General features: G+C 48.5%; 12 protein-coding genes and 3 pseudogenes. 11 read left to right on the top strand and 4 right to left on the bottom strand.

The features are described 5' to 3' along the window. Positions 1 to 1,592: pseudogene (locus V6C93_RS15265) on the bottom strand (DUF1574 domain-containing protein); the annotation flags it as partial. Between the two features lie 359 nt (positions 1,593 to 1,951). Here V6C93_RS15265 and V6C93_RS15260 point away from each other — a divergent pair. The 4 genes from V6C93_RS15260 (at position 1,952) to V6C93_RS15245 (ending at position 9,236) form a co-directional block, all read left to right on the top strand. Continuing rightward, entirely contained in the window at positions 1,952 to 2,182 is a 231-nt protein-coding gene (locus V6C93_RS15260) for a hypothetical protein (protein ID WP_333477521.1), read from the top strand. A gap of 510 nt (positions 2,183 to 2,692) precedes the next feature. Next, positions 2,693 to 5,812 carry a phosphoenolpyruvate carboxylase gene (gene ppc / locus V6C93_RS15255; RefSeq protein WP_333477520.1) on the top strand — a complete coding sequence of 1,040 codons (3,120 nt, stop codon included), beginning with the start codon at positions 2,693 to 2,695 and terminating at the stop codon, positions 5,810 to 5,812. Between the two features lie 180 nt (positions 5,813 to 5,992). After that, positions 5,993 to 8,413, top strand: a complete 2,421-nt coding sequence (locus V6C93_RS15250) for a putative PEP-binding protein (protein WP_333477519.1) — start codon at positions 5,993 to 5,995, stop codon at positions 8,411 to 8,413. A gap of 97 nt (positions 8,414 to 8,510) precedes the next feature. Then, on the top strand, positions 8,511 to 9,236 hold the full coding sequence (locus V6C93_RS15245) for a DUF3891 family protein (RefSeq protein WP_333477518.1): 726 nt from the start codon (positions 8,511 to 8,513) through the stop codon (positions 9,234 to 9,236). Between the two features lie 35 nt (positions 9,237 to 9,271). Here V6C93_RS15245 and V6C93_RS15240 read toward each other — a convergent pair whose 3' ends face one another. Beyond that, the gene (locus tag V6C93_RS15240) at positions 9,272 to 10,054 is read right to left on the bottom strand and encodes a hypothetical protein (protein WP_333477517.1); all 783 of its coding nucleotides are present in this window, start codon (positions 10,052 to 10,054) and stop codon (positions 9,272 to 9,274) included. A gap of 12 nt (positions 10,055 to 10,066) precedes the next feature. On the opposite strand from V6C93_RS15240, the gene V6C93_RS15235 reads away from it, so the two are divergent. Continuing rightward, the gene (locus tag V6C93_RS15235; protein ID WP_333477516.1) at positions 10,067 to 10,219 is read left to right on the top strand and encodes a hypothetical protein; all 153 of its coding nucleotides are present in this window, start codon (positions 10,067 to 10,069) and stop codon (positions 10,217 to 10,219) included. A gap of 31 nt (positions 10,220 to 10,250) precedes the next feature. On the opposite strand, the gene V6C93_RS15230 is transcribed toward V6C93_RS15235, so the two are convergent. Together V6C93_RS15230 and V6C93_RS15225 are read right to left on the bottom strand one after the other, a co-directional pair. Further along, positions 10,251 to 10,409 (bottom strand): hypothetical protein, encoded by a 159-nt coding sequence (locus V6C93_RS15230; protein ID WP_333477515.1) that lies wholly within the window; start codon positions 10,407 to 10,409, stop codon positions 10,251 to 10,253. 286 nt (positions 10,410 to 10,695) lie between these two features. Further along, entirely contained in the window at positions 10,696 to 12,213 is a 1,518-nt protein-coding gene (locus V6C93_RS15225; protein ID WP_414644182.1) for an MFS transporter, read from the bottom strand. A gap of 1,158 nt (positions 12,214 to 13,371) precedes the next feature. On the opposite strand from V6C93_RS15225, the pseudogene V6C93_RS15220 reads away from it, so the two are divergent. The 6 genes and pseudogenes from V6C93_RS15220 to V6C93_RS15195 form a co-directional block, all read left to right on the top strand. Continuing rightward, positions 13,372 to 14,070, top strand: a pseudogene (locus V6C93_RS15220) (glycosyltransferase); the annotation flags it as partial. Then, positions 14,060 to 14,344, top strand: coding sequence for a hypothetical protein (locus V6C93_RS15215; protein WP_333477512.1), 285 nt, complete (start codon positions 14,060 to 14,062; stop codon positions 14,342 to 14,344). The pseudogene V6C93_RS15220 and the gene V6C93_RS15215, both read left to right, overlap by 11 nt. A gap of 26 nt (positions 14,345 to 14,370) precedes the next feature. Continuing rightward, positions 14,371 to 15,369 (top strand): annotated as a pseudogene (locus V6C93_RS15210) (SDR family oxidoreductase); the annotation flags it as partial. Between the two features lie 30 nt (positions 15,370 to 15,399). Beyond that, positions 15,400 to 16,023, top strand: a complete 624-nt coding sequence (locus V6C93_RS15205; protein ID WP_333477511.1) for a GDP-mannose 4,6-dehydratase — start codon at positions 15,400 to 15,402, stop codon at positions 16,021 to 16,023. A 740-nt stretch (positions 16,024 to 16,763) separates the two neighbouring features. Beyond that, positions 16,764 to 17,138 carry a hypothetical protein gene (locus V6C93_RS15200; protein ID WP_333477510.1) on the top strand — a complete coding sequence of 125 codons (375 nt, stop codon included), beginning with the start codon at positions 16,764 to 16,766 and terminating at the stop codon, positions 17,136 to 17,138. Between the two features lie 203 nt (positions 17,139 to 17,341). Beyond that, positions 17,342 to 18,095, top strand: a 754-nt coding sequence (locus tag V6C93_RS15195) for an MFS transporter (protein WP_333477509.1), incomplete at its 3' end; no start/stop codon positions are given.

The raw sequence follows: 18,095 nt of genomic DNA, 5'->3' as shown, positions 1-18,095 counted from the left end.
AGAGTTTGCCTCAGCCCATCTTCAAGGTCTTCTTTCGTGACATCTGGACGCAGAACAGGTTCCCCTGTGGGAGCCACCAATTCATTCACATAGGCATCGGAGGCGGCAAATTCTGGAGTGGCTTCGGGCACCAAACGCTGGCGTTGGACGAAATCAACCCCATAGTTCCACGCCGGGGAGGTGGAACCGGCACGGCGTCCGTAGATACGCACTCCAGCGATTCCGGGAACTGCCAGTTGACGCAGGAACCGGGCGATGGGAGGAGCCACCTGAGCTTGGGGCGGACAGATGGGCGCCTCGCTCATGATGTGCAACAAGTCTTGCTTGCGGCGAAGTTTTAGATGAATTCCCCCTGTTGCCAAACGTCGATCCAGGTCGGGATTGAGTAACCGTTCGAGCAGAAAGGTGACAGCCCCCTGATGTCCTTTTTGGGCTAAGGACAAGGCCGATTCTCCTAAAGTTGGATTGTTGGCGGTAGATAAATTTAGCCACTCAATCCAGACTGGCTTTTCTTGCTCTGGAGACAGGGTACGATCTGAAGCTTCGACACCATAAACCGTAGCGGCTTGGATACCTTGAGGACTGATCGCTTCCAACACATCCGCGATCGCACTGACTGCCGTTTGCTTATCTGGGACAGTGCTGGACTGGGCGACCAAAGGGCTACAAAATAAATGCAAGGTCGCGTCTTTGAGAACCGCTCGCACTTCCATTCCCGCTTTCAAGATCGCCTGGTTCACAGACCGTGCGATCGCCTGCACATCTCCCCAACGAGCCCATTCCCTGAGCATTTCTTCCGCAGGCGTCAAATCCACCCGCAGCATCCATTCCGGAGAGGTTTCCCCACTCACTTGACTACAAATTGCCGCATCCCGGAACCCTTGGAGCCGCAAGGAACGCAACTGCTGAATCACTGGCTCAGCCAGCACAGACGCATCCGGACTGTAGTCAGAATTACAAATCACCCAAAGACGGCGGTTGGGAATTGAAGCGTCCGCATCGAAGGGAAAGGTATCTGGTGAGTCACCAGACTCCTCGGTTGTGGCGAAATGGGTAGCATTTGTGGGTTTAGTCGTTGCTTCAGGAAGGGTCTGGATGAGTACCTTAACCCTGACTCCCAGGGAACTCAGCGATTCACTGAGGTAACGACCAATGGCTTCGGGTGAGCCAGAACGAGCGAGACTTTCGTGAGAAACCCTTAACTCCTCCTCAGGTGTTGCAGGCCCAACCCCAGGCTCAGCCGTTGCCTGAGCCGTTTTACTGCCCTGGGTTACGGGCGGCTTGAGCCTAATTTGCTTAATCCAATCGGGGCGATCGTGTCCCAAAGTGCGCCCATAGATAATGATTTGGTAGACGGGGTTTTCCGGGTCTATCGGAAATGCTTCTCCCGCCTCCCGACTTCCGAGCGCATTGAGCAAACGATTCACCACCGTCTTCGCGTCTAAACTCTGGCGGCTCTCACACAGAATGTGCAGGTTATTTCCTCCTAAACGGACTCGGAGGCGTACCCCCGGTTGCCCGATTGCACCGGATACCCATTGGGCAAGCGAGGACGAACGAGCCTTTGGGGTATGCTGATCGACATCCAACATTACAAGCGTGTCACCTGGACTGATAAAGGATCTAATGATTTTTCCTTGAGTAATTGCACACCCGGTTTAAGCATACTTATAGCTTTTTTTGAACCGCTCAGCATTACCAGCGGGAATAACCAAGCAGGTAAGCACAATTACTTCATCAAAATACATCTAAATAGCCTTTCTGGGGACTAGAAACTGAGAACTAGGGGCTGGGGACTGGAGATTGGGACTAGGGGTTAGAGAAATCTTTCATCTTTCTTGCTAAGCCTAATTCCTTTCTGGGTCAGGCAGCGCTAGGATATTTGCACGAGGTGGGTGGCGCTAGCCAGCTCACTGACCTCAGTTCAGTATTGCTATTTTTTACTTCATCCATGTCCTCTTATAACAGCAATCTCTCAGAAACGACAGCCGCGAACCTCTCTAGCTCGCGGATGCCAACCGAATTCTTATTAAGTTTAGCGGTTGGCCCCCTACTTCTTGGCGTTCTCGCGACTGACGCGATTTTCTCCTGGCTTCAAAGTACAGGCATCAGCAGCGAGGAAGTGTTTCGCGGTGAGCGTTTACCAGTTCTGCACTTCCCAGACTCAGCAACTCAGGAGTAAAGTTTACTCTTTGGGGAGAGTGGCGGAGGTTGAGGATGCACAGGGCTAGAAAAAAAATTTCATCCTTTGTAATCAGCGCCTTTATAGGCGTTGTAAACCTGCCGCTCCAGTCTCTGGGAAAATCTTTCCCTAATTGAGCTACAGGTAAGACGGGCAGTGGAGTTTGTCATACATAGGTTGTTTAGTTACCTGTGAACGACGCGGGGAGGGACTAACACCCTACAATGGATCATCTTTAACCTCGCGGTTGGTGGGACTTAGTCCAACGTTAGTGTCACGCTAGCAGAGGGCGTGAGTCAACAGTTCACCTTACCCCCAACGGGGAGATGTAATCGCCCTACCGAGGCGATCGTTTATCGGTAGCCTCTGCTCCAGGGTGCGACTGGAGAGTGAACAGTTAGCCACTGTGAGGCGAAAGGCTTGCTTGGAAAAGGCGGCGAAACGCCGCGTTATCGTTCTCCTACCACCCCCTAGAAGGGGAGTGGGTTTCCGAACTGCAAAGAGGTTTTTATGAGCTCCCTCATCCACTCGTCTGATCAGGATATTGCTGCCTCTTCTACCTCCGAATTGTTTCTGCGCCATCGTCTCAAAGTGGTAGAAGATTTGTGGGAGTCTGTTCTCCTATCCGAATGCGGTCAGGAACTTGTTGATCTGCTCAAACAACTACGGGACTTGTGTTCGCCAGAGGGACAAGCCACCGACTTACCTGCATCATCTGTCTCTAAGGTAATCGAAAAGCTCGACCTCAATGCGGCTATCCGGGCGTCACGAGCTTTCGCTCTTTACTTTCAGCTGATCAACATTGTTGAGCAGCATTACGAGCAACGTACTCAACAGCTCTCCCGACGTGCCACTTGCAATGCTCCCAATGCAAATCCCCCTGCGCCGCCTAACCCGAAAACAAATGGAAAATCGGGTATGAGTTCTAGCAAGGCGGTAGGGGGAGAAGCTCAAAATTCTGACCCCAATGCCGATTTTCTAGAAAGAAGCTGGCAGGAAATCGGTACCTCCAAACGAGAAGTCGGTACATTTCACTGGTTATTTCCTCACTTGCAACAGCTGAATGTGCCACCTCAGCACATTCAGCGGATGATTGAAAATCTGGATGTTCGGTTAGTATTCACGGCTCACCCCACAGAAATTACCCGCCATACGATTCGGGCTAAACAGCGACGCATTGCGAGAATCCTGAAACAGCTAGACCAAGCGGAGGAAGCGTCTAGAGCTTTGGGTTTGACCTCGTCTTGGGAGGTAGAGGGCTATAGCGAACAACTGACAGAGGAGATTCGGCTCTGGTGGCGCACGGATGAGTTACATCAATTCAAGCCGACCGTACTGGATGAGGTTGATTACACACTCCATTATTTTCAGGAAGTGCTATTTGAGGCAATTCCCCAACTCTATCATCGCCTGAAGCAGTCCTTAAATGCGTCTTTCCCGTGGTTAAAACCTCCGGTTCACAACTTCTGCAAGTTTGGCTCTTGGGTCGGATCAGACCGGGATGGGAATCCTTCTGTAACGCCCCAAGTGACCTGGCAAACAGCTTGCTATCAGCGCGGGTTGGTGCTAGAAAAGTATATCCAGTCGGTAGGAAGTCTGATCAATTTGTTGAGTCTTTCGTTGCACTGGAGTGATGTTTTACCGGAGTTGCTGGACTCTCTAGAACAAGACCGAGCCCAAATGCCAGAGTTGTATGAGCAACTGGCAATCCGCTACCGACAAGAGCCTTATCGACTTAAGCTCTCCTATGTGCAGCAACGGTTGGAAAACACGCGCGATCGCAATCGACAGCTTTACAATTTTTACAATGGGAAGTCCCTCCAACAAGACCTGAGCGAAAGCATAAGTTCTGGTGTTTACCGCTCTGGAGCCGACTTTTTAGCAGAACTGCGGTTGATTGAGCGCAGCATCGCCGAGACGGGGTTAAGCTGTCAGGAGCTGGAAAATCTAATCTGTCAAGTAGAAATTTATAGCTTTAACCTGGCTCACCTAGATATTCGCCAGGAAAGCAGTCGTCACTCAGATACTCTCAATGAAATAGCCGAGTACCTGCAAATTTTGCCTAAGCCCTACAATGAGCTATCAGAAGCTGAGCGTACCCAGTGGCTGACGGCTGAGTTAAAGACGCGACGCCCCCTAATTCCTACTGAAGCGCCCTTTTCCGAGAAAACTAGCGAGGCTATTGAGACCTTCCGGATGTTGCGGCAGTTGCAACAAGAGTTTGGTTCTCAAGTCTGCCAGACCTACATCATCAGCATGAGCCACGATGCCAGCGACATTTTGGAAGTGCTATTGCTAGCAAAGGAAGCGGGTGTCTACGATCCAGCAACGGGCAAAAGCAGCATTCAGGTAGTACCGCTGTTTGAAACGGTGGAAGACTTGAAGCGTGCTCCAGCCGTGATGAAATCTCTGTTCGAGCTACCGCTTTATCGCGCCTGCCTTGCTGGAGGCTATGAAGAGTTGAAAGTTAGCAGGTTACAAGTTGAAAGTTGCTCAGATAACCCTCAACCTTCAACCCTAACTCCCAATCTCCAAGAGGTGATGTTGGGCTACTCGGACAGTAATAAGGATTCTGGTTTCTTGAGTAGCAACTGGGAAATCCACAAGGCGCAGAAAGCACTCCAGAAAATTGCGGAGGAGTACGGTGTAGCCTTACGCATCTTTCACGGACGTGGTGGCTCTGTGGGTCGTGGAGGTGGCCCAGCGTATGAAGCTATCCTCGCACAACCGGTTCATAGTATTAATGGGCGAATTAAGATTACCGAACAAGGGGAAGTCCTGGCGTCTAAGTACTCTCTCCCAGAACTGGCTCTTTATCACTTGGAAACGGTAACAACAGCGGTGATTCAAGCGAGCTTGCTGCGCACGGGGTTTGATGATATTGAGCCTTGGACGCAAATTATGGAAGAGTTGGCGACGCGATCGCGTTCTCATTATCGTGACCTAATTTACGAACAACCCGACCTTCTCGATTTCTTTCATGAAATCACGCCTATCCAAGAAATTAGCCAATTGCAAATCAGCTCTCGCCCTGCCCGTCGGGGGGGTAAGAAAGATTTCTCCAGTCTCCGGGCGATTCCTTGGGTGTTTAGCTGGACTCAAACCCGCTTTCTACTCCCAAGCTGGTATGGTGTGGGTACAGCCCTCAAAGGCTTTCTCGATGAAGATCCGGAGGAGAATTTAAAGCTACTGCGCTATTTCTACTTCAAGTGGCCGTTCTTCAAAATGGTTGTTTCCAAAGTGGAGATGACCTTGTCCAAGGTCGATCTGCAAATGGCTCACCACTATGTGCGCGAATTGTCAAGTCCAGACAATATTGAACGCTTTGAGCGTTTGTTTGACCAGATTGCTAGCGAATTCAACCTAACCCGCGATTTAATCCTCTCGATCGCAGGCCACAAACGACTGTTAGATGGCGACCCAGAGTTACAGCGATCGGTGCAGCTGCGCAACGGCACAATTGTCCCCTTGGGATTTTTACAGGTCTCGTTGCTCAAACGCCTACGCCAGCACGGCAACCAGACGGCCTCGGGAACTGTCGTCCACTCGCGGTACAGCAAAGGCGAGTTACTACGGGGGGCACTGTTGACCATCAACGGGATTGCCGCCGGAATGCGAAACACGGGTTGAGAATTGTTGGTCATAAGTCGTTAGTAGTCCTTCGCAACGGCGTACACCAGCAGGAATAAAAAATAAACCCCTCCTCGCAGGCGAGGAGGGAGATAGGGGGTGGGATGCTATTTTCAATTAAGTTAGTAGACGTTTGATTACTAGCCATTCCCACTAACTAAGACCTCCTGAAGTCTAATTTTGGATAATCTTTACTGGCTCGATCGCATTCAACCCTCAGACCTCCCCTTAGTGGGCCATAAAGCTTTCCACTTAAGTCAGCTTTGGCAGAGTGGTTATCCGGTAGTGCCTGGTTTTGTGGTTCCGACTAGCGCATTTTGGAAATTTATCCAGTTTTTGGGCGAGTCGGAACCTCTATTAGCCGATTTGCCCCTTTCTTCGTTTCATGTGGATGTAGATAATCCAGTCCAGTTGCAGCATGTTGCTCAACGCATTCGTAAAGCGATCGCTAATGGTGCTTTGCCACCTACATGGACAACATCACTCTTAAAGGCAGCTGAAGCTCTAGCCACATCGGTCGTTAGTTTGCACCCCTCTCCTTCGCTACGACTAAAAGACAGTCCAGCCCCCTATTCGGCTTCCGATCCCCAGCCTCGAACGCGACCCTTATCCGCTGTGCTTGGGAACCTAAATACAGGCAACACCCTACCGTTTGGGATTTTAGAATCCCACACTTGTTATAGTCAGCCAGATGCTCTCATCCTCTCCTTAAAACGAGTTTGGGGAGAACTTTTTCGCGCCAGAAGCTTGTTTTATTGGCAGCGTAACGCCATCAAGTTCCACCAGCTGAATTTGGCTGTATTGGTGCAACCGCGTTGGGACGCGATCGCATCTGGAACATTTGAGGCTAACGCGAATGAGTGGAAAGTCCAAGCCACCTGGGGCATTGGAGAAGCCATTACCAAGGGGGAAGTGTTTCCAGACTCCTATCAATTGCAGGTGGACAGCGGCACTGTCCTCTCCTCACTCCTGGGAAGCAAAATCCGTGCCTATCATATTAGGAACAAGCAAGAGTCTGGCCTTCCCACTGAGAGTGGATTACAGGCTTATGTGCTTAGCGAGGAGCAACAAAAACAGTACGCTTTAGACGAGAAATACCTCAAACAGCTGGTTGAGCTATCCCAGCACTTAGCCGCTGAACAAACTCAAACCTTTACTTTAGAATGGGCACTTTGTCAACCCCCTGGAAATTCAGAACCCCAGCTGTATCTGACACAATTTGTCCCTCAACCCAGAGCTGTTAGCTCTAAGATTTCCATGTCTACTCAACCTCCAACCCAACGTCTCACACCTCAGATCGTTAGAGGACTACCGGCAGCGGCAGGACGAGTCACGGCACTCGCCCAAGTTCTCAATGGTGAGGACAAAAATCTGGACGGGCTACACCCAGGAAGAATTTTGGTTGCCCCCATCGTCTCTCCTGACTGGCTTCCTTGGATCAAGTCAGCAGCCGGTATCGTGACAGAACGGGGAGGTATGACAAGCCATGCTGCAATTATTGCTAGAGAACTAGGTATCCCAGCCGTCGTAAGCGCTAGGGGTATTACCCAACTCATTCAAAGTGACGAGTTTCTCTTCGTGGATGGTGATCAGGGAGAAATCCATCGGCTGGGTTCTCACCATAGCAGCGAGGGGAAATCCCCTATGATCAATGCTCAATCTCTCACCCTGTATCATCAATACCCGATTGCTACTCAATTATTCGTCAATCTGAGCCAACCCAACTCTGTGGAAAGAATTGTTGGGCTGCCAGTGGATGGCGTTGGGTTATTGCGTTCGGAACTCATGATGCTAAATGCCCTGGAAAATCATCCCCTCAGTGTTTGGTTGAGGCAGGAACGTAGGGATGAGTTGGTTACACGCCTTGCCCATCATATCCTTCAGTTTGCCACAGCCCTGACACCACGACCTGTATTTTATCGCTCATTGGATTGGCGATCGCATGAATTGCAAGGGCTTACAGGTACCACCTCACCATCAGAACCGGAACTAAATCCCATAGTGGGGCGACGCGGCACACTTCGCTATTTGGATGATCCCACCTGCTTTGATTTAGAACTGAGAGCTTTAAAGCAGGTTCACCAAATCGGCTACACCAACGTCAATTTGATGCTGCCTTTTGTTCGTACCGTTGAAGAGTTTAGTTTTTGCCGCCGCCGGGTTGAACAGGCTGGACTAACAGATAATCCCCATTTCCAGCTCTGGATTATGGCAGAGGTTCCTTCGGTGCTGTTTCTCCTTGCAGATTACGTCAAAGCTGGGGTTCAGGGCATCTCGATTGGTACAAACGATTTAACTCAATTATTGCTCGCGACTGATCGCGATCGCGAACAGTTAGGTTCCTCCCTAACTGGAAATCATCTCGCGGTTCGGCGAGCCCTGAAACAACTCATTGAATCAGCCAGGAAGACGGGTATTCCCTGCTCAATTTGTGGTCAGGCACCAGCTCAGTATCCTGACTTAATTGATTCGTTAGTCCAGTGGGGGATTACTTCTATTTCTGTAGATATTAATGAGGTTGAACGCACCCACAATGCGATCGCTCGTGCTGAACAACGCCTGCTTTTAGAAGCAGCGCGTCAACGATTGAATCAAGACTAATAGCTACCCTTCCCCATCCTGTAGAGAGATGGGAACTCAACCCTGGAAATGTTAACAATTCAATACTGTGCATTTTTTGAAGGAGCATGAAAACTCTGTGATTGTTAACCAAGATGAGAAGGGTTGGGAAGTGATTTATCATCGCGCCCACGCTTTGCTGGCGGCTCAACTGGCGGGACATTGGAACAGAAAAAATTCCCCCGTTCGCTTATATGAGACGCTCGCGGCAATTTCCCATCACGATGATTTGGAAAAGGAATGGGAAGGGAACCAACTCACTCCGGCGGGTACACCCTTAGACTTTACCCTTGACAAATCAACCTCTATGGAAAAGCTGAGAGAACTGACGAAAAATGCCCTATACCGGGGACGGTGGGTGGCATTGCTCATCTCGAAGCACATGAGCTTTCTCAACGAAGGCAAACGCGGCGAGTCAGCTGAAATGGATCGCTTTCTGGATGAGCAACTAAAACATCAAGAGCATTGGCGCAAAGAGTTAAAGCTGACGAAGAAGGACGTTGAGGACGCCTACGCTTTTATGCAGATGTTTGATCGCCTCTCACTCATTCTTTGCCAGCGCCACTTACCCGTGGGTGAACGGGCATTAGAAATCGCGAAAGGGCCAGATGGCAAACGCTTCGACGTACTACAACGGAGTGATGAAACGGTTATCGTGAAACCTTGGCCTTTTGAAGAGGAACCTTTTACGGTTAATGTTGAAGCCTCTTACCTGGAGCAAGTCACCTTTAAAGATAACGAGGAACTCACACAAGCACTTCAGAAAGCACCCATTAAGGTGTTGGAGTGGACGTTCGTCAAGTAATAAATAATGAGGATTTGATGGTGGGATAGGCAGGGCTACCTGACATGCTGATCAGCATCTTGGTTTGGCATTCTTGAGTCCGGAGTTGAAAGCAGCTCCTGAATGGCTTGTGCCAGATAATCGAAGCCTTCTTCTAAGTTGATGTCTCGCACCAAGCCGGAGTCAGCTAATTCTATAGCTCGCTGATCAGTTCCTTTCCCATCCAAGGCGTCTGCTATCTTATCTGCCGTCCTTCCACTACCTGCAATTACGATGACCAACCGCCCTGCAATAATACTCTGAAAGGCATCTTTAAACGTAACTTCCCCACCGTTAAGCAGCACGGTTACGGAGGGATCACCATTCGCTAGCACTGTAGCAACGCGAACAATCCAAGGTGATTCATCCCCCCACTCGTTCCCAGGAATCAAGACAAAATGGGTATGGTGAGGCTCTAAGGGTGTGGCATCCTCAGCAGGGGTGAGCTGATTGGGAAGCGCCACTTTTCCTTCCGGAGCGACACCAATTAGGGGAAATGTCCCAGCGATTTGGCTACGAGCCTTACCCATCAGCTGCATCACACCCGCATCCGTACCCCCATCCACCACATAAGCGCCTAACTTTTCAGCAATAGGGGCTAACACTTTGATAAACAACTGTTGGATGCGTAAGAACTCAGCTTCACTGATGTAACTGGCACCTCCCACAACCACTAAAATAGGACGCGACTTCTGAAGCCCTATCTGGTTGAGTGCAACGGATAATTCTGTGGGCACAGAGGGTCGAATGGCGGCGGCTTCACGTCCGTTGGAGAAGATCAGTCTGAAGGGTTTTTCCATCGCTGTAGTTTTATGGTGCAAGTCGAAGTGGGTGAAAACATTGTTGCAGAGATGCTATGCTCTGCGGACTTAATAAATGATGAAAAGCCTGTTTTCTCATCCTCGTCTTTCAAGAATGCGATCGCTCCTCCAGGAAGAATCAGCGCAATCGCCTGTACTCTCTAGGTTCTGATACCAATTCTCTGTAAAGATGCGCTTAATAAACTGTCTTGAGTGTCAAGGCCGATCGCTTTCCCAGCCAGGGCAATCGCGCACAAGTTGTTAGCGATGGCAAACCGCTTAGCCGCTGCACCACCAGTTGCAGAAATTCTGTAATATTTAGAGGTTCTTTATCCGGTAGGAGAACGTGTTTCAATGCGATGAGCTACAGCCACAATTGCCTTTCGGTGTCCACGTCGTGCAACTAAACGACGGTACACAGCACTCAGGTAAGAGTTTTTACATCGGACAGCGGCATTAGCGGCCTGCACCAAAGCACTACGCAACCAAGTATTACTCTAACCCGTTTTTCCGCCTTGGCGTTGGCCAGCACTTTCATAATTTGAGGAGCTGGGGGGGCGAAAATTGACTTTCAAAACAGGTCTAATCAATATTCATTCATAAAGTTCTCAATAGTTGCGAGGAATCAGTTTATCTCTACTCTACTTAAGGCGATTTGCTAATCCTACAGCTTGAATCAGCACAGCTTGTGGTTTTAAACCTAAAAGTAAGTTATTTTTGCGAACACGATTGAACGATAAACCAAACGCTAACTGAACTTCACGCCATGCATGAATCAATGGCTGAGAGCGATGTTCCCGGACAAATACCAACGGCAACAAGGCAAGCAATCGTAAAACCGCAGAAAGAGCAAATAAGCCAGCTAAGCCACCGATACTCGGTAGTTGAGCAAGAAACCCTCCTGCTGTGGTTCCCAGTGCTCCACTCACCCCCGTAATTGCAGCTGCGATCGCAAAATAACCAGATTGACTTCGCAAAGGTGCAACACTCATCTGCATATTATGAATACATAGATCGATCGCCGCCCAAGTACTACCCCGCAGCACATGAATCAGGGGTAACCCGATCCACAGGGAAGCTGGGTTCGATCCAGTCGCTAGCCAAAAAAGAGGCGTTACCGCCACCAAAATACCTATACCCAGTAGAAGGGGTCGATTGCCAATCCGATCCGCCAACTTCCCCCACACCATCAGCATTAGCAGATTCGCTCCAGCCGTTAAGCTGCCGTAAAGTGTGACTAAACCAACATCGAGATGTAGATTATCCAACATGTAGAGGGAGTAAAACGGCACACTCAGATTAACCGCAAACGTCCAGCTACCGAAGTAGAGCAGAAATATCAAGAAGTTGGTATCCTTAAACCACCGCGATGGGGATTCAGTTGAGTCACGACGAGCAACATCTTTACTCTCTGGGATGGGTGCTTGGGGATTCACATCAATCATGAACCACTGAAAGACCAAACTCAGCAAACCGGCGACAATGCCTAAAGATAAAACAATGCCGTAACCTTGAATCGCCCCACCTTTCCAGGTTGAAACTCCCCATCCCATTAACGGCACGCCGATCAGATTCATCAAATTGGCGGCACTATTGCGAACGCCGAAATAGCGCCCCCGCAAACGTCGGGGAACCAATGCCGCCATCCAACTGAACCAAGAAGCACTACCCAGTGAACCCAAGATATGGGTGACAAAGACAATTCCTAACGTCCACATGAGAAGCTGGTGGCGTTCGGTTGGGGAGTCACTCACCCCCATCATTAATAGCAATAGAATGACCCACAAAAACCGTGACGAGCCAAAAATTAAAATACTGTACCAGTGGCGGCTCGTCGTGCGATCGCCGAGATAGGCTCCTAGGGGTTGCAGCAAGTTGACAAACATGGGAATTGACGACAGTAAGCCAATTTCCACGCTTGTCGCCCCCAGTTCCAGCAAAAAGTTGGTCAATAGCACACCGGTCGTGACGCTGCCAAAAAATGTGGCAAAGACACCATCTAAGGTAGATGCCTGGAGCGTCGTCCGAACCGATTTCTTGGCAATGGAGAGAGGCGGAGTTGGAATGACTACCTCAGGTAAGGCTCTGTTGTCTGAAACGTCTAGGGCTGAAAGGGGTCTTGTCTCTTCTAGGATGCGATCGACGGTTGTTCTAACCATGCTGGGTAATTGATCGGCTAAAGCTCTCGGCGTGTACAAAAGAAGTCCCTTTGAACAATAAGCAGTGAGCTAGTCGCTAAGCATCGTTCAAGGGAAAGATCTACTTCTCAACACTTTGCAACCTAGAGAAATATTTGGCAATAAGATTTTTAAATAATTCACATTTTGTCACAGCTTCCCTGGGGAATATAGCTTACTGCCTACACGGTAGAGGAATATAACGGGGGATACTAAGACGCACGTCTTGGGCTTCTTCCTCGTGTACATAAATTTTTACTAATTTTTTTGTCACAAATACTTTTTAGTTTTTGTATCCTCGGATTCCTGAGAAGCAAAGATTTGAACAAGTAGTCACTCATTCCTCGCTCATGCGAGGCTTCTTAAACGGGGTAGTTCATTATTCGAGTTTCAGAACAACAATAAAATAAGTAAAAATATTTTTAAGTCATAGGAGTATTAGTTTGGCTGTGACTGCAACTACCTCTCACAGACAAACAGCTTTTGCACCTTCCCCAGAAAACGGTATCGTCAAGTACTATTTTTTGGCGATCTGCTGTAAGCAACAGCGCTTCTCTATCGCCCACGTTTTAAGTCTACTGAAATTACCTAAATTTCTCTTACTCAGCCGAATCTAATATTATTTCTTTGGAAGATTATTTTGAATAGAACAATTTTTGTGTATTAAGCAAGAATACTGCTTCCTCTTTATTCCCACTTCTATCTATAGAATTAACAAAATAACTACAGCTTCATTTGTTGTCTTTGATCAGCAAAGTAACCGACACATTTTTCCTCACCCTCTAACTCAAGGATAGATTTCTTGTTAAATCCTTCTGTAATTCTTGATACTAACAAGTGGTTGGCTGAGCTCAGTAATAATTGACCTACTGCGCCTTAAAGGGTTTTCTTTCGTTCAATTGAGTCATTCGTTAGAACCCACGCTGTAACTTTAAATTGTATCAATCTGTACTAATAATATTAATATAAGCTGAGCCTTAAGACATAAATAGTTTTATTCCTGCGATAGAAGCAAGGTGGAATAGTAACGGTTATTCTTTGAGAAGTGATAGCGCTGATTTGAAAAATGGCAAATAGCCCTAGAATTCTTTTTACGGGGTAAGTACAAGAACAATTAAGTGGTTTTAAACTGTACATTTTTTGAGAGAACGCGAGGCTGAACTATTTAGCCGTGCAGACTTAGTGTTTACTGGGGGACAGAGCCTTTACGAAGCCAAGCGCGACCAGCACGAGAACGTCTACGCATTTCCCAGTAGTGTGGAGGTGCCGCATTTTGCAAAGGCGAGAAGCATTAAACAAGATCCCGCAGACCAAGCGAACATTCCCCATCCGCGCCTTGGATTCTATGGGGTGATAGACGAACGGATGGATCTCGAACTGCTTGATGGGATTGCCGAAGCACGACCGGATTGGCATCTAGTCATGATTGGGCCAGTTGTCAAAATTGATCCCGCCTTGCTGCCGCATCGCGAGAACATCCATTATCTCGGTGGTAAAGATTATAAAGAATTGCCTGCTTATCTTGGGGGGTGGGACTTGGCGATGCTGCCGTTTGCACGCAACGAGTCAACCCGCTTCATTAGCCCGACCAAAACACCAGAGTACCTTGCCGCTAGTAAGCCAGTTGTCTCTACCTCGATTCAGGATGTAGTTCGTCCCTACGGGCAGGAACGCTTAGTACGGATTGCAGACACAGTTACAGAGTTTGTTACTGCTGCTGAAGCTGCGATGCGTGAGGATACCCAAGCATCAGGCTGGCTAGCTCGCGTTGATACCTTCTTGGAGCAGATTTCTTGGGAGCGCACTTGGGGTTCGATGATGCAACTAATTGAGTCTGCATAAGGAAGTTTGGGATGGGGCGGTTTCTTTGCGGCACGAGGGTATTGATATGCGTGCCGTGACGGCTTGGTCTCTGCTGGGTGCCTATGACTGGAATAGTCTGGTAACTCGCGCTGAGGGTTACTACGAGCTAGGGGTGTTCGACCTGCGTGGCCCACACCCCCGACCCACGGCGATCGCTCGGATGATCAGCGATTTATACCAAGTTGCATTCAAAGGTATAACTCTCTCTTTCTCTTACCTCGGTGCGCTCTGTGCCTCTGTGGTTTGTTAAATTCTACGTTAGACCGCAACTCAGTATTAACAAGGGGGCGCAAACCCAATCACCCGGTACTTGACACACCTGGGTGGTGGCATCGACCTGAGCGGCTGTTCTACCCGTCGGTAACTTGTCGCCCAAACGAGTTGGGGAAAGAGCAAATTTTAGATTTTGGTAAAACACAGCATAAAAATCCCAAATCACGGCGTCCAATCGTAATTATTGGAGCCAGAGGAACACTTGGCAAAGCTTTTGCTCGTCTGTGCAATCTCCGAGGCATCCAATACCATCTCCTCACACGCCAAGAGATGGACATTACTGACCCTACCTCCGTCGATACGGTGTTAACTGAATTGAATCCGTGAGCGGTGGTGAATGCGGCTGGATATGTTCGCGTGGATGATGCAGAACGCGAAGTGGATGCCTGCTTGCGCGTGAACGCTGAGGGTCCAGCAATTCTCGCTGCTAGCTGGGCGAGGCAGGGAGTACCGCTGCTTACTTTCTCATCAGACCTTGTGTTCGACGGGGCTTGTACCACCCCTTATGTAGAAAGCAACGCAGTCGCGCCCCTTAATGTGTATGGACGTAGCAAAGTTGAGGCGGAGGTGCGGGTCTTAAAGGCTCATCCTTCAGCCCTTGTGATTCGCACGAGTGCATTCTTTGGGCCGTGGGATGAGTATAATTTCGTTACCATCGCGCTGCGCCATTTAAGCGCTGGGCAGACGTTCGTGGCAGCAGAGGATTCGGTGGTTTCGCCTACCTATGTCCCGGCTCTGGTGCATACGACGCTTGATTTGTTAATTGACAGCGAGAGCGGCTTGTGGGACTTGGCTAATAAGAGTGCGATCGCGTGGGCTCAGTTGGCTCGGCTGGCTGCTTCTATGGCTGGTGTTGATGCCTCTGGTATTGAAGCCCGCCCCACGCGAGAGCTTGGTTTTGCCGCTCCTCGACCAACCTACAGCGTTCTCGGCAGCGAACGTGGCGTGCTACTCCCCAGCCTTGATAATGCCATGTCCCAGTATTTCGATGAACGCCAATAATTTTAGAGTTTTGATTAGCAAGGAGTAAACGTGTCTGAGGGTCAATCTACCATTTTAGTAACAGGGGGAGCGGGATATATTGGCTCCCACGCTGTATTAGCTCTTAAATCGGCAGGCTACGAGGTCATTGTTCTGGATAACCTATCCTATGGGCATCGAGAACTCGTGGAGCAGGTCTTAAAGGTCAAGTTGATTGTGGGTGATATCAGCGATCGCGCCCTGCTCGACCAACTATTCACAAGCCACAACATTTCGGCAGTGATGCATGCTGACTTAGCCCAAGCCCATATTTTAGGTTTAGAATACCTCCTGAAAGGGGGAGACAATGCGGCATTTAATCTAGGAAATAGTAGCGGATTTTCCGTCCGAAAAGTGATAGAAACGACCCAGGAGGTAACAGGAAAACCCATTAAAATCGTGGAATGCGATCGCCGACCTTGCGACCCACCTGTTTTAGTCGGCAGTAGCGATAAAGCTAGAAACGTTTTGGGTTGGCATCCTCAATACCCAAACCTAAAGGAGATCGTAACTCATGCATGGCAGTGGCATCAGCGGCGTCATGGAGCTTACTTTTCACGGGAAGTCCCGGAACTTGCAAGTGAGGGGATAAGAGAAACAAGGGAGACAACGGAGAAAAAATACTTCTCCAGCTAAAAGGAAGTTATTTATAAAATATTTTTTTACGTTATTTTAGGCTTATATTACCCTAAAAATGAGGGGGCACAATAATATCGTGCCCCTACAGATGACCTCTATTGCCAGCCATTGAAAACTGCTATATTAGCAAGTCACAGGCTTAGTCGGCGGCTTAGCTGTTGGAGTTGACTCCCGAGCCAATTAAACCCCATCCCTATACAGTGAGGGCAGATATCCCCATAACTATCGCCCTTCTCGTTGCATACAATTACCCTCGCCTCTCTCATCTCAAACGACTCTTAGCATGTTAAGCACGTTTGATGATTTTTTAATAAACTGTTGCATTCAATTTGAAATTGCATAAATTATCTTAATGGACAGATGTTTAAATAGTTTGAAAGAAAAATTTTTGGCTAATAGGAAAATACGGTTTTTGTTACTTGATTAACCTCTATCCAAAGGTTAATTGCCATAAAAATTAACTTTGTAATCATAGAAACAAATGTATTAATAAACTCTCAAGTATACTTTATTTAAAATTCTCAATTAAAACACGCAAAAAACAAGAGTTTTATCTATAGAAAAGAGCCGAAAACAAAGCTCAGCTCAAACTTGAGTCCAGCAAAATTTAGAGGTGTCAGACCATTTGGGGTTAGACGTAACACATTTGAATTTATGAAACGATGTCTGGTCAAGGTTTTCACACATCAAAAATCCGAAATGCTATCAATTGCTCTCCCTTAGGAACAAATTAGCTCATGCCGCCTAACGTTGTTTTTGGAAACGCCAGTGTTGAAGGTGCAAATCGATGGGGTTGGTTCCTGGGTCACTTTATTACTCCAACGGATGACCCTCGTTCGACCCCCCTTCTAGAAGTGAAATGGGGTGTCCATAAAGCTGGAGACGGCAGAACGCAGTGGGCAACGAACATCGAAGCGACTACACTTTCTATCCTGATTAATGGGCGATTTCGCCTTCAATTCCCGGAGCAAGAGTTTGTAATGTCTCGTGAGGGCAATTACGTTCTCTGGTTGCCGGGGGTAGCTCATTATTGGTCTGCTGAGACAGATTCTACCGTTGTGACTGTTCGATGGCCCTCGAAGCCAGAAGATAGCCGAGAAATTCCGACGTAGTTTGACAGGCGATCTACAAGGCTTTACTTGTACAAGCGCGATCGCCTCGTACAACTTACTACAGGATGAGGCAAGTTCGTAGCGGATTAGCTTTCATGGTTGGAGAGCAAGCGATCGCATCTGGCATTGCGCGCTCGCTTTTGCGTTAGACGTTCGGCTAAATATTCTTCTGCTGGGAAGGGAGTAAATATTGACTATCCAACATGCTCGAAAAAGAAAATGATCGCAGCTTACTCGAAACGAAACCTCTTCCCCATCAGGAAATCCAAGAGGATATAGCCTCATTAGAGACGGTACTACTGACAAACCCACCTCTAAAACTTTCCAAGCCGGAAACTCGCTCAACTCTTAGAGCATTAACTCTCGAAGGTGTCTTTGGTACGCTTTTTTACAGCATCATCGGCGGCGCGTTGCTTAGTAGTTTCTTACTGGATCTGGGTGCTGGTCCAGTAGAAATCGGTATGCTCGCCTCTATTCCTCAGCTAGTAAATCTGCTCCAACCCTTCGGAGCCTATTTAGCAGACCGAATGCACAGCCGCTACGGGTATTCCATCTGCATTTTCGGTCCGTCGCGGGTGCTGTGGCTGATTCTCGTACTAGCAATTTGGTTGGGAAGCTCCTTTCATATTGCTGGACATCAGCTCGTGCAGTTGACATTGGCGATAATCTGGGTAACTCAGCTCTTGGAATCTTTCGGTCGTGCTTCTTGGCTGAGCTGGATGGCGGCGTTAGTACCTCAGCGGTTGAGGGGGCGGTATTTTGTTTTTCGTAATAGTGCTGTCAGCTTAACGAATCTCATCGGTGTGCCATTGCTGGCTCTAGTAGTGTCGAACTGGCCTGGTGGAAGGCTCCAAGGTTACAGCGCCATCTTGGTTCTAGGCATTGCCCTTGGGATTACCAGTCTGGTTTGTCAGTTCTTTATGACCGATGTGAACCCAAAGCTTGTACACGCCACGC

It is taken from the genome of Allocoleopsis sp. (genome assembly GCF_036703385.1).
Taxonomy (GTDB): Bacteria; Cyanobacteriota; Cyanobacteriia; order Cyanobacteriales; family Coleofasciculaceae; genus Allocoleopsis.
The sequence above is the reverse complement of the archived record's forward strand: the minus strand, read 5'-3'. Positions and strand labels throughout refer to the sequence as shown.